Annotated in this window: 10 protein-coding genes; 3 read left to right on the top strand and 7 right to left on the bottom strand. The window is 69.0% G+C overall.

What is annotated here, in order from left to right:
* Position 1 precedes the first annotated feature (1 nt).
* On the top strand, positions 2–1,447 hold the full coding sequence (locus AC6CHL_RS16540) for an FAD-dependent oxidoreductase (protein WP_141059614.1): 1,446 nt from the start codon (positions 2–4) through the stop codon (positions 1,445–1,447).
* 101 nt (positions 1,448–1,548) lie between these two features.
* On the opposite strand, the gene AC6CHL_RS16535 is transcribed toward AC6CHL_RS16540, so the two are convergent.
* Positions 1,549–1,839 carry a hypothetical protein gene (locus AC6CHL_RS16535; protein WP_159498706.1) on the bottom strand — a complete coding sequence of 97 codons (291 nt, stop codon included), beginning with the start codon at positions 1,837–1,839 and terminating at the stop codon, positions 1,549–1,551.
* Positions 1,840–2,004: 165 nt separating this feature from the next.
* On the opposite strand from AC6CHL_RS16535, the gene AC6CHL_RS16530 reads away from it, so the two are divergent.
* Positions 2,005–2,877, top strand: a complete 873-nt coding sequence (locus AC6CHL_RS16530) for a methylglyoxal synthase (protein WP_447596169.1) — start codon at positions 2,005–2,007, stop codon at positions 2,875–2,877.
* Positions 2,878–3,073: 196 nt separating this feature from the next.
* Here AC6CHL_RS16530 and AC6CHL_RS16525 read toward each other — a convergent pair whose 3' ends face one another.
* From AC6CHL_RS16525 to ttcA, 3 genes are all read right to left on the bottom strand, one after another.
* On the bottom strand, positions 3,074–3,862 hold the full coding sequence (locus AC6CHL_RS16525) for a M48 family metallopeptidase (protein WP_038691400.1): 789 nt from the start codon (positions 3,860–3,862) through the stop codon (positions 3,074–3,076).
* Between the two features lie 250 nt (positions 3,863–4,112).
* Positions 4,113–5,018 (bottom strand): recombination-associated protein RdgC, encoded by a 906-nt coding sequence (locus AC6CHL_RS16520; protein ID WP_038691402.1) that lies wholly within the window; start codon positions 5,016–5,018, stop codon positions 4,113–4,115.
* Positions 5,019–5,064: 46 nt separating this feature from the next.
* A complete protein-coding gene (gene ttcA / locus AC6CHL_RS16515; RefSeq protein ID WP_498295378.1) occupies positions 5,065–5,979 on the bottom strand; it encodes a tRNA 2-thiocytidine(32) synthetase TtcA in 915 nt (304 codons plus the stop codon).
* A 96-nt stretch (positions 5,980–6,075) separates the two neighbouring features.
* Here ttcA and AC6CHL_RS16510 point away from each other — a divergent pair, with 96 nt between their 5' ends.
* The gene (locus AC6CHL_RS16510; RefSeq protein WP_038691406.1) at positions 6,076–6,279 is read left to right on the top strand and encodes a YdcH family protein; all 204 of its coding nucleotides are present in this window, start codon (positions 6,076–6,078) and stop codon (positions 6,277–6,279) included.
* 84 nt (positions 6,280–6,363) lie between these two features.
* On the opposite strand, the gene plsB is transcribed toward AC6CHL_RS16510, so the two are convergent.
* From plsB to AC6CHL_RS16495, 3 genes are all read right to left on the bottom strand, one after another.
* Positions 6,364–9,066, bottom strand: coding sequence for a glycerol-3-phosphate 1-O-acyltransferase PlsB (gene plsB, locus AC6CHL_RS16505; protein ID WP_448132664.1), 2,703 nt, complete (start codon positions 9,064–9,066; stop codon positions 6,364–6,366).
* A complete protein-coding gene (locus tag AC6CHL_RS16500; protein WP_498295376.1) occupies positions 9,066–10,043 on the bottom strand; it encodes a hypothetical protein in 978 nt (325 codons plus the stop codon). The genes plsB and AC6CHL_RS16500 overlap by 1 nt, the downstream gene beginning before the upstream one ends.
* Before the next feature lie 242 nt (positions 10,044–10,285).
* Positions 10,286–11,113, bottom strand: coding sequence for a S1 family peptidase (locus AC6CHL_RS16495; protein ID WP_448132662.1), 828 nt, complete (start codon positions 11,111–11,113; stop codon positions 10,286–10,288).
* Between the last annotated feature and the right edge of the window lie 183 nt (positions 11,114–11,296).

Below are 11,296 nucleotides of genomic sequence, written 5' to 3'. Positions count from 1 at the left end.
CATGAGCCGCAAGCAAGCCTTCCAGTTCCTCGACCTGCCCCGGACCATGCCGCAGCGCATTCCCGTCGAACTGCGCACGTCCGGCGACTGGGGCGAGCTGTACGGCAAGTTCGGCAAGGAAGACGCCCAGTTCCAGGCCGGCCGCTGCCTGGACTGCGGCAACCCGTACTGCAGCTGGAAGTGCCCGGTGCACAACGCCATCCCGCAGTGGCTGCAGCTGGTGCAGGAAAACCGCATCCACGAAGCGGCCACGCTCTGCCACTCCACCAACCCGCTGCCGGAAGTGTGCGGCCGGGTGTGTCCGCAGGACCGCCTGTGCGAAGGCAGCTGCACGCTGGAAGAGTTCGGCGCGGTCACCATCGGCGCGGTCGAGAAGTACATCGTGGACACCGCGCTGGCCACCGGCTGGCGCCCGGACATGACTGCCGTGGAGCCCACCGGCAAGCGCGTGGCGGTGATCGGCGCCGGCCCGGCCGGGCTGGCCTGCGCCGATAAGCTGGCGCATGCCGGCATCCAGGCGGTGGTGTATGACCGCTACGAACAGATCGGTGGGCTGCTGCAGTTCGGCATCCCCAGCTTCAAGCTCGACAAGGCCGTGATCAGCCGCCGCCGCAACGTGCTCGAAGGCATGGGCGTGCAGTTCCGGCTGGGCGTGGAGATCGGCCGCGACGTCAGCGTGGACCAGCTGCTGGCCGAGTACGACGCGGTGTTCGTCGGTACCGGCGCCTACCGTTATACCGACGGCGGCCTGCTCGGCCAGGACCTGAAGGGCGTGCTGCCGGCGCTGCCGTTCCTGGTGCAGAACAGCCGCATCGTCGGCGGCAGCGACGCGCACGGCCGGCCCATTGCCGGCTGGGAAGACCAGATCGCCCTGCCCGACCTGGAGGGCAAGCGCGTGGTGGTGCTGGGCGGTGGCGACACCGGCATGGACTGCGTACGCAGCGCGGTGCGCCTGGGCGCGGCCAAGGTGACCTGCGCCTACCGCCGCGACGAAGCCAACATGCCCGGCTCGGCACGCGAAGTGGCCAATGCGCGCGAGGAAGGCGTGCGCTTCCTGTTCAACCGCCAGCCGCTGTCCATTGAAGCCGGCGCGGATGACGAGGTGATCGGGGTGATGGTGGTGGAAACCCGCCTGGACGAGCCCGACGCGCAGGGCCGCCGCAACGCGGTGCCGATCGAAGGCAGCGAATCGCTGCTGGAAGCGGACGTGGTGATCATCGCCTTCGGCTTCTCGCCCAGCACCCCGGCGTGGCTGACCGAGCGCGGCGTGGAAGCCGGCCACAACGGCCGCATCATCGCCGGTGGCAAGGACCGCCTGCCGTTCCAGACCGCGCACCCGCGCCTGTTCGCCGGCGGCGACGCCGTGCGCGGTGCCGACCTGGTGGTCACCGCCGTGGCCGAGGGCCGCGATGCGGCGGCCAGCATCGCGCAGCTGCTGGCGGTGTAACGTGGCGGGATGGGGCGACCGCGCTGCGCGCGGTTGCCGAACGTGGCCCGGCAGGCCACGAAACGCGCGGCGCCGTAGAGCCGGGCTCTGCCCGGCTGCCCTTACGCCGCGTTCGACAACACCGGGGCGGCCCGCACACCGGCCCGCTCGATTTCCAGCGCCAGCAGCAGTTCAATCTCGTCCAGCTGGTCGCGGATACGTCCATTGCTGGCGTCATCGGCATGATCGTTGTCGATGTGCGCGTCGAGCATGCGTGCCAGCCCGACCAGCAGCACGTCGGCATCGCCGCTGGCGGCATGCCGCAGCAGCCTACCCAGCGCGCGGATGCGGGCACTGCGATCCGCAGCAAGGGACTGGACCGACATGTCCTTGGGAACCTGGGAGAGAGCCATGGCGGGTTTTCCTGATTGACTGACGACCTCCACTGTCGGTTATGGCCCGCTGCCGGGCTATGCAACTAATACGAAAATGCGTGAAGACGCGTGCCCGGGTTCGCAGTTCCGCAGCACGGGAAGCGACATAGAATGCCGATTGCCCCTCCCTACCGGATCATCCCCATGCGCATCGGCCTGGCCGCCAACCGCCTGCACCACCACGACAAGCACGCCGCCCTGTTCCGCTGGCTGCGCGCCTGCGACGGTGGCCTGCGCGAGCTGGGCGTGGAGCTGCATGCGGTCGGGCGCACCTTCGATGCGATCCAGCGGCTGGGCTTCCTGCCCGATTTCGCCCCGCTCAAGCGCTATCCCAACGGGCGCGAGGGCGGCCTGATGAAGCTGGTGGCCGAAGTGGTCGGCATGGGCTCGCCCGAGCGCACGCTGGACGGGGCGATCTACCTGATGGACCCGGTGGACCCTTCGTCGATCTTCCCCGAGGCCACCGCGCTCAAGCGCCAGTGTGTGATCCACGGCAAACCGTTCATTTCCACCGTGGCCACCGCGCGCGACTGGGTGGAAGTGGAGCGCGTGCACGCCGGGCTGGCCGCCGATCCGGGCGCCGACGACCTGCATGCGTTCGAACGGCAGACCCTGGCACTGATTGCGCACGACGCCATGAAGCCGGCCATCCTGGCCTTTGCCGACGAGCACTTCGACCTGCTCTCACGCTTCGCCCACCGCGTGGGCACCGGCACCACCGGCCAGCGCCTCAACGAGCTGGCCTGGAGCCGCGGCTGGCCGCAGGACCAGGCCTGGGTGCAGCGCTACCAGAGCGGCCCGATGGGCGGCGACGCGCAGATCGCCGACCGCGTGCTGGAAGGCCACTGCCAGCGCGCGATCTTCTTCGAGGACCCGCACGTGGCCCGCCAGCACGAGGCCGACATCCAACTGCTGGAACGCGCCGTCACCACCGTCACCGACCAGGCCGTGTGCATCACCGCCCCCCGCGTGGCCGCCCGCTGGGCGCAGGCCGCCACCGCCCGCGCCACCCGGTAGGTACCGACCGCGCTACCCGGTAGGTACCGACCGTTGGTCGGTACGGAAGATACCGGTAGTGCCGGCCGCTGGCCGGCAACCTCGGGGGCCTGGATGTCATGGGCAGCCGACCAACGGTCGGCTCTACCCACCGGGCTAGGCAGCCGACCAACGGTCGGCTCTACCACCGGGCTACGCAGCCGACCAACGGTCGGCTCTACGGGGTGGGGGTCAGCAGTTGCCGCAGCGTGGCCTTCAACCGCCGTCCTTCGGCCTGGAAATAATCACGCTCCTGCCGCCACGCCGGAAAACGCTGCTCGACCTCGGCCCAGAAGGCCGGCGAGTGGTTGGCCTGGATCAGGTGGCAGAGTTCGTGCACCAGCACGTACTCGAAGGCCGATGACCGGCCCAGTACCAGCGCGAGGTCCAGGGCCATGCTGCCGTCGGGCGCCAGCGAGCCCCATTGCGAGGACATCACCTTCAGGCGCAGCCGTGCCGGTGCGCGCGGCAGCGCGGGCAGGTAGCGCGGCAGCCACTGGCCCACATCGGCGCGGGTCTGTGCTTCGTAGAATTCGCGCAGGGTGCGGCGCAGCGTGGCGTCGGTACCGCGCGCCGGCCAGTGCAGGCAAGCGCCCTCGCCGTCCACGTGCATGTGCGCGAAGCGACCGCTTTCCCACCGCAACGGCAGCAACGCACCGCGCAACGGCAACACGCCGGGCTCGCCGATCACCAGCGGCGGCGGCAGGTTCTGCGCCTGGTAGCTGCGCAGCTGCGTGGACAACCAGTCGCGGTGTTGTTCGAGGAAACGCTCGCCCATCACCAGGCTGGCCCGCGGCGGCAGGGTCAGGCGCACGCCCCGTTCGTCGACGCTGAGCTTGATCCGCCGCGCACGCGGATCGCGCACGCGCAGCACGTCGATCTCGGCATCTTCCAGCCGCAGTCGAACCGTGTCGCGCTGCAGGGTGGGGGCAGCCGGCGAAATGAGGCGGCGGAGGAATCCGGACATGGGTACAGCATAGCGCCGGCAGTGACCGGCGCATGACTGCGCGCTGTTCAGGGCGCCACCGGGTACCCAGACGTAGAGCGGGGCTCTGCCCCGCTGCCTTTCGGGTCAGGCGCCACGTGCGTGAAGCAGCGGGGCAGAGCCCCGCTCTACCTGTTCTGGTACCGGGCGGAATCAGCGGGGCAGAGCCCCGTTCTACCGGGTGCGTAAAGCAGCGGGGCAGAGCCCCGCTCTACGCGATGGCGCCGGTGGCTCAGTCGGCCTTGCTGAGCTTGAAGGCCTCTTCCAGCAGCAGGAACAGGCGCCGTACTTCGCCGCTCTGCAGGGCGAAACGGGCGTCCAGTTCGGCGCGGCGGCCGTCGTCGTCGGCGTGTTCGAGCTGGTCCAGCGCGCCGTCCAGGAACTTCAGCTTGCGCACGATCAGGTCGTCGCCCAGCACGAAGGACAGGTTGTCCTCGAACACCAGCGCCAGCTTGGTCACCTGCTTGCCGGCATCCAGGTGCTTGTCGATCTCGTCGCAGCGCAGTTCCTGGTGCTGGCACTTGACCACCGCACCGCCCTCGGCCGGGTCCTTCATCTCGCACTCTTCGCCCAGGCTCAGCCCGGTGGGCAGTTCCTCACCGGCAATCCAGCCGGTCAGGATCGAGCGCGGGGCCACTTCGGCGTTGAGCGGCATCGCCGGGAAGCTGCCGAGCAGGCCACGGATGTCGGACATCACGTTCTCGCCGGTCTTGCGGCTGGAACTGTCCACCGCCACGTAGCCGTGGGTCAGGTCGATCAGGGCGTCGGTGCGCGAGCTCTTCACGAAGGCGCGCGGCATCAGTTCGTGCAGCAGGTCGTCCTTGAGGCGCTTGCGCTCGCGGCCGCCGGGCTTGCGCCCTTCCTTCTCTTCGATCTCCTCGAGCTTGCGCGCCAGCAGGTCGTTGACCACCGCGCCCGGCAGGATCTTGTCCTCGCCGCCCACGGTGAGCCACAGCGCATCGCCGATGCGGTGCGAGAACACGGTCTTTTCCTCGCGGCCGAACGGCGAGATGAAGCCACGCGAATTCATTTCAAGCGGACCCACCGGCTTGAGCAGCACCTGCGGCAGCAGGGTGTCTACTTCGGAAAAATCGGTGGCGGTCGGGAAGCGGAACAGCGTCAGGTTGCGAAAGAACATGGAAGTCCGAAGTAGGTCGTGAAGGGAAGGCGGGGCGGTGGGCGGCTCAGGCCGGCCCGGTCGCGCCGCCGATGTCGGGGGTGTCGTCGGCCCAGGCCGACGGCGGGGACGGCACGGCGGTGGCCGGGCTTCGGGCCAGCGCCATGAAATCGAACAGGGCCGGGTCGGCCAGCTGCGACGGCTCGACGGTGCCCAGCGCGCGGGCGATCTGGTCGATGCGGCCGGGGTGCTGCTGCTCCCACTGCTGCAGCATCTGGCCCACCTGGCGGCGTTGCAGGTTGTCCTGGCTGCCACACAGGTTGCACGGAATGATCGGGAACGCGCGGGCCTGCGCATACGCGCGGATGTCGTCCTCGGCCACGTAGGCCAGCGGGCGGATCACCACGTGCTGGCCGTCGTCGCTGCGCAGCTTGGGCGGCATGGCCGACAGCTTGGCGTGGTGGAACAGGTTGAGGAAAAAGGTGGCCACGCTGTCATCGCGGTGGTGGCCCAGGGCGATCTTGCTGAAGCCGTTTTCCGCCGCGTGGCGGTACAGCGCGCCGCGCCGCAGCCGCGAGCACAGCGAACACATCGTGCGCCCTTCCGGAATGACCCGGCTGACCACCGAATAGGTGTCCTGCTCGATGATCTGGTAGGCCACGCCGATCGATTCCAGGTACTGCGGCAGCACGTGCGCGGGAAAGTCCGGCTGCTTCTGGTCCAGGTTGACCGCCACCAGCTCGAAGCGCACCGGCGCCTTCTTCTGCAGCTGCAGCAGCACGTCCAGCAGGGTGTAACTGTCCTTGCCACCGGAGAGGCACACCATCACCTTGTCGCCGTCGGCGATCATGCCGAAGTCGGCAATGGCCTGGCCCACCTGGCGGCGCAGGCGCCGCGCCAGCTTGTCCTGCACGGCGTCGGCCGCGCGCGGATCGCGGGCGCGTGGGACGGGATCGGGCAGGCGGATGACGGCGGAATGCATGGTGTCATTCTACCGGCTGGGGGGCACCCTCACAGGGACCCCGACGTGACTGCGTTCACTCCCGGGCGTCATCGCAGATGTGTATGCTCGACAGCTGTGGATACCCTCACACCCGAGCAGATCAGTGTCCGTCTTGCCGAACTCCGGCAGGAACACCGCGTGCTGGACGAGCAGATCCAGCGCATGGCCGCCAACGGCGAAGACGAACTGGAAGCCAAGCGCCTGAAGCGGCGCAAGCTGCAGTTGAAGGACTGCATCGCCAAGCTGGCCGACATGCTGATTCCAGACGAACCCGCGTAGAGCCGACCGTTGGTCGGCTGCGGTCCGTCGCGATGCCCGCCGACGGTGCGGTCGGACGGATGCGCCTCGGCGCATCCGCTTCCGTCAATCCGTGCTGACCGGTTCTTCCGGCTTGGCCGCTTCCGGGCTCACCCGTTCGATGGTGTGGCGCAGCTCGCGGCCGAGGATGAACTTGGCGTCCTTGGCCCACGCGTCCAGGCGGTCGTCGAAAAGCAGCTTGCTGTTCTCGTCCGGCCACACCAGGCGCAGTTCGCGCAGCTTCTGGATGAAGCCGCGGAACAGCGTGCGATCGAAGAACTCCGGCGCGGCCGGGGCATAGAGCAGGCTCAGGCGCTGGGCGGCCTGCTGGCACAGGCTTTCCAACTCGGCCGCACCCAGCGTGCCGGGGCCGTTCTTCACCAGCACCGAGATGGCGATGTAATAGCGCTCGAATGCCTGCTGCAGCGAATGGCCGATGGCACGCAGGCGGAACACTTCATCGGTCTGCCCGGTATTGCGCGCCAGGATGCCACCGTCGTCGTCGTTGACGTTCTGCAGCAGCCCTTCGCGCACGAACACGTTGATGGTCTGCTCGATGCGTTGGGCAAACTCTTCCTCGGTCCACGGCAGAAACAGCTCGGCCTGCAGGAACGGATACACCGTGCGGCCCAGCTGGACCAGGCCGGTGCGGCTCATGCGGCGGTTGTTCTGGAAGCAGCACGCCACCCACGACGACGCGGTGAACAGGTGGATGACGTTGTTGCGGAAGTAGCTGAGCAGCACCGCGGTGTCGCCGCTGACGCTGAGCACGTCGCCCAGCGGGTGCTTGATGCGGGTGAGGACGTTGATTTCCTCGGCGTGGGCGATGATGCGGTCCGGCGAATGCGGGGTCACCGTGACCCGGTCCGAGTACGGCATTTCAACCAGCAGGGTCTTGCACAGCTCGATCTGCGCGATCAGGTCGGCTTCGCCCATCGCGTGCTTGGGCGTGGACAGCAGCGCCAGCGCCAGCAGATTGATCGGATTGACGTCGGCGGCGCCGTTGATATGCACCTGGATGCGCTCGGCCAGGTGGTCGACGGTGCCCGACAGCCACGACGGTTTCTCGTCTTCGCTGACCGGCTGGCCGTTCCAGTCCGGCGCCTGCTGGGCGAGCACGTCGTTGAGCGCGATCGGCTCGCCGAAGTTGACCACCACCTGCCCGTAGTTCTGCTTGAGCACCTTGGGAATGGACCACAGCAGCGACCAGATCGATTCCTTTTCCTTCGGCCGGCCGGACAGTTCGTCCAGGTAGCTGCCGCCTTCCATCAGCTTTTCATAGCCGATGTAGACCGGCTGGAACAGCACCGGCTTGCGCGGCTGGCGCAGGAACGCGCGCAGCGTCATCGAGATCATGCCGCCCTTGGGCTGCAGCAGGCGCCCGGTACGCGAGCGACCGCCTTCGACGAAGTACTCGATCGAATAGCCACCGGCCACCAGCTGGGCCACGTACTCGCTGAGCACCGCCGAGTACAGCGCATTGCCGCGGATCGAGCGGCGGATGAAGAATGCACCGCCCTTGCGCAGCAGCGTGCCGACCACCGGCAGATTCAGGTTGATGCCGGCCACGATGTGCGGCGGCACGATGCCCCGGTCGTACAGCAGGTAGGACAGCAGCAGGTAGTCCATGTGGCTGCGGTGGCTGGGCACGTAGACCACTTCGTGCCCGGGCGCGGCCGCCTTGAACTTGTCCAGGTGATGGACCAGCACGCCGGCGTAGATACGGTTCCAGACATGGCTGAGCATGAAGCTGGCCGAACGCACCACCGGGCTGGAATAGTCCGCGGCGATTTCCCAGGCGTAGGCATGCGCCTTCTTCCAGGCATCGGCCGGCTTGGAGTTGTCGCGCTTGGCCTGCGAGGCGATTGCCTCGCGCACGGTATCGGCGTCCAGCACCTTGTCCACCAGCAGGCGGCGGGTGGACAGGTCCGGCCCGATCACCGACTCGCGGATGCGGCGGAAATGGGTGCGCAGCACGCGCTGCAGCTTGCGCACGGTGCGCTCGGGGTCCAGCCCCTCGTCGATCGTGCTGCGCAGCGAGATCGGCGGGGCGAACCGCACGATGGTGCTGCGGCCGTTGAGCAGCACGGCCAGCAGGCGGCGGAAGCGACCCACCAGCGCCCAGTTTTCCGAGAACAGCACCGCGAACCAGCCACTCTGCTTGTCCGGGGCGCGGCCGACGAAGATCGACACCGGCACCAGGTGCACGTCCAGCTCATCGCGCGCGCGATGGGCCTGCAGCACCTTGGCCAGCGAATCGGAATGGGTCTTGGCGCCACGCTGCTCGGGAATCAGCGAGTTGCTGCTGCTCCGCCGCGACAGCGCCACGTAGGCGCGCTTGCGCCCGGTGGGGTCGCCGGCGATGGGCACCAGCGGTGACGGCAGGCCGGCCTCGCGGCAGGCCTTGTCCAGGATCAGCGCGTTGGACAACCCGTAGTCTTCCAGCACGTAGACCACCGGGCGGCCGTCGTTGTACTGGCCGGGGTGTTCGGGTTCGATCTTCAGCGACAGCCACGGCTCGACCAGGCGGCCAAGCAGGCGCGCCCACCACGGGCGGCGGCCAACCGGGGCGCGGGTGCCGGGCACGATCGCGGCGGGCGCGACGCTGGCCGGGTCGACCTCGGCAGAGGGGGCCGCCGTCGCCTGGCCGGGATCGGCCGGGGCGCCGGTGGCGGCCACGCTGTCGGGCGACGCGGACGAAGCGTCCGGGGTCTTGGGCGGCTCTTCGCCGGGGAAAGGCAGGGGATTCTGGTTCGGCATCGGCTTCATTATGGCTTAGCCGGTGCAGAAGCACCGTCCTTGACCTGTGCGGCGGCCTCTGCTTTGGCCGCCTCGGCGGCGTCATGTTCAGCTTGCGCGGCCTGCGCGGCGTCGGCGGCCTGCAGCAGCGCGTCGGCCTGTTCCAGCGTGCGGGCCACGTACCAGTGGCCATCACGGCGGGTCATGCGCACCTGCGCCTCGATCTGCTCGCCTGCCAGCGGGTACTGCACCCGCACTACCGCGTCGTTGCCCAGTTCGGACACCAGCTCGCCGCGCAGGCCGGTCAAGGCCTCATCCAGCGCCAGGCCGTAGCTGGCCAGCGCGGTCTTGAACGCCTTGAAGAACGGCGCCAGGCGGCGCAGCGACTCTTCCATGCCGGCCGCCTGCAGCTGCGCATCGGTGGACAACCCGGCGGTGCGCGCGGTGGCGGTGAGCAGGGTGATGGTGGTGCGGGCGCGCTGCTTGTCGGTCAATGGCGCGGCCGCCGCCCATTTGCTCAGGGCGTCCACCACCTGGCTGTAATGGGCGCGCTGGGCATCGGTGTAGTCGCTCTGGTTGCGCAGGTACTGCACGCCGAACAGGCCCATCGAGTGCGCCGCCTGGCGCACGCCGGTGGCCTGGCCGGCAATCTGGGTATCGAACGAGCGCTGCAGGCGCTGCGGTGCGTCCGGCCGCGACAGCGAGGCCAGCATCGGCAACAGCTGGCCATCCAGCGGCAGCTCGGTGAGCGGCCAACGGCTGTGCCCCTGCGCCCAGGCGGCCTGCAGGCGCATGTAGTGGGCCGGCGGTACCGACGCGCGGGCGTAGCCGAGCAGGTCGTTGTCGGCCACGTGCCGGGCCAGCTGTTGCAGTGCGGCCACCGGTTCGGCGGCCGGCGCATCCGGATCGATCCGGTCCCGCTTGCAGGCCCCCACCAACAGCGCCCCACACAGGACCAGGGCCATTGCCTGCCCCCGGTACTGCCACGACTTGGACGACATGGACATGAATTCGGACTCCCCGGACCGGATCGCATCTTGCGGCCTGCGCCCCTGACGCGGCAAGCCACCCACCGGCCAACCCGGCCCAGCCCCCTGGAATGGAACCGAACGGGGTTCGATCAGTGGCAATCCGTGGCGATCAGGCGCTCTTCGTGCCGGAACACGCGGGAGGGCGACGCCGCTGCGTCGCCCTCCCACTGCCACGGTACATCGGCCCACAGTACCGCGCCGCGCGTTTCCCGCCGGTGTCAGTCCCCCAGCCAGGTCGCGGCGATGAAGTCCTTGATGTAACCATCGCCCAGCCGCGCGTACACGCCCGGGTAGCCGGCCTGGGCGCAGCCCTGCCCCCAGCTGACCACGCCCAGCACCGTCCAGGCGCCGCGCCGCTGCACCAGCAACGGCCCGCCCGAGTCGCCCTGGCAGCTGTCGATGCCTTCTTCCCCGGCGCAGATGACCGCACCCGCCTGCAGCCCGGGATAGGCCTGCCGACAGGTGCGGAACGACACGAACGGCGTTTTGACGGTCTGCAGCACGGTGGGCGAGGCAGCGTCGCCCTCCAGCCCGGTGTCGCCCCAGCCGATCACATCGAACCGGCGCCCGGCCCGCAGGTAACCGGCATCACTGCCCTCCAGCATCTGCGCCGGGGTGACGCCGGCCAGGGGTTCGCGCAGCTGGATCAGCGCCACGTCATTGACCAGGGTGTTGCTGTCGAACGCGGGATGCACGTGGATGGCGCGGATGTTGGACGGCCGTTCGCGGGCCGTGGCGTCCAGCGTCGTGGCGCCGCCGAGCACCGCATACCCGGCGGGCTGGGCACCCTCGACGCAGTGGGCGGCGGTGAGGACCCAGGACGGGGAAATCAGCGTGCCGCCGCACCAGTGCCGGGTGTGGTCGGAGTCGCCGAAATCCAGCCGCTGCAGGCTGACCATGAACGGATATTGCCCAGGCAGTGCGTCTTCGCCGCCGATGATCAGCGGGCGCACGGGCTCGCCACCGGGCAGCGCGGGTGCTGCGTGTGCGGCAAGGGACAGGGCAAGGAAACCGGCGGCCAGGGCCAGTCGGGGGAAGACATGCATGCGGCACCTCCATTGCGTTGATGGAAACAGGCCGGGCAGGAATGCACCGGCAGGATGGATTCCATCGCAGGGAGGGGCAGCGGAACGGGTGCGTAATCCCAGTTCACCGGGAGTGCGGCGTTTCCTGATGCGTGGGCGCGGCGTCCGGGAAGGCCGTCGGCGTTGTTCGGGGGTCATGCCGCC

It is taken from the genome of Stenotrophomonas sp. GQ19, assembly GCF_059758695.1.
Note: the sequence above shows the minus strand (reverse complement) of the source record. Positions and strands in the feature narration are given on the sequence as shown.

Excerpts from the sequence above, each read along its gene's own strand:
- AC6CHL_RS16520 (WP_038691402.1), bottom strand. The coding sequence starts at position 5,018 with ATGTTCTTTCGCAACCTGACGCTGTTCCGCTTCCCGACCGCCACCGAT.
- AC6CHL_RS16500 (WP_498295376.1), bottom strand. The coding sequence starts at position 10,043 with ATGTCCATGTCGTCCAAGTCGTGGCAGTACCGGGGGCAGGCAATGGCC.
- AC6CHL_RS16495 (WP_448132662.1), bottom strand. The coding sequence starts at position 11,113 with ATGCATGTCTTCCCCCGACTGGCCCTGGCCGCCGGTTTCCTTGCCCTG.
- AC6CHL_RS16540 (WP_141059614.1), top strand. The coding sequence starts at position 2 with ATGAGCCGCAAGCAAGCCTTCCAGTTCCTCGACCTGCCCCGGACCATG.
- plsB (WP_448132664.1), bottom strand. The coding sequence starts at position 9,066 with ATGAAGCCGATGCCGAACCAGAATCCCCTGCCTTTCCCCGGCGAAGAG.
- AC6CHL_RS16525 (WP_038691400.1), bottom strand. The coding sequence starts at position 3,862 with ATGTCCGGATTCCTCCGCCGCCTCATTTCGCCGGCTGCCCCCACCCTG.
- ttcA (WP_498295378.1), bottom strand. The coding sequence starts at position 5,979 with ATGCATTCCGCCGTCATCCGCCTGCCCGATCCCGTCCCACGCGCCCGC.
- AC6CHL_RS16535 (WP_159498706.1), bottom strand. The coding sequence starts at position 1,839 with ATGGCTCTCTCCCAGGTTCCCAAGGACATGTCGGTCCAGTCCCTTGCT.
- AC6CHL_RS16530 (WP_447596169.1), top strand. The coding sequence starts at position 2,005 with ATGCGCATCGGCCTGGCCGCCAACCGCCTGCACCACCACGACAAGCAC.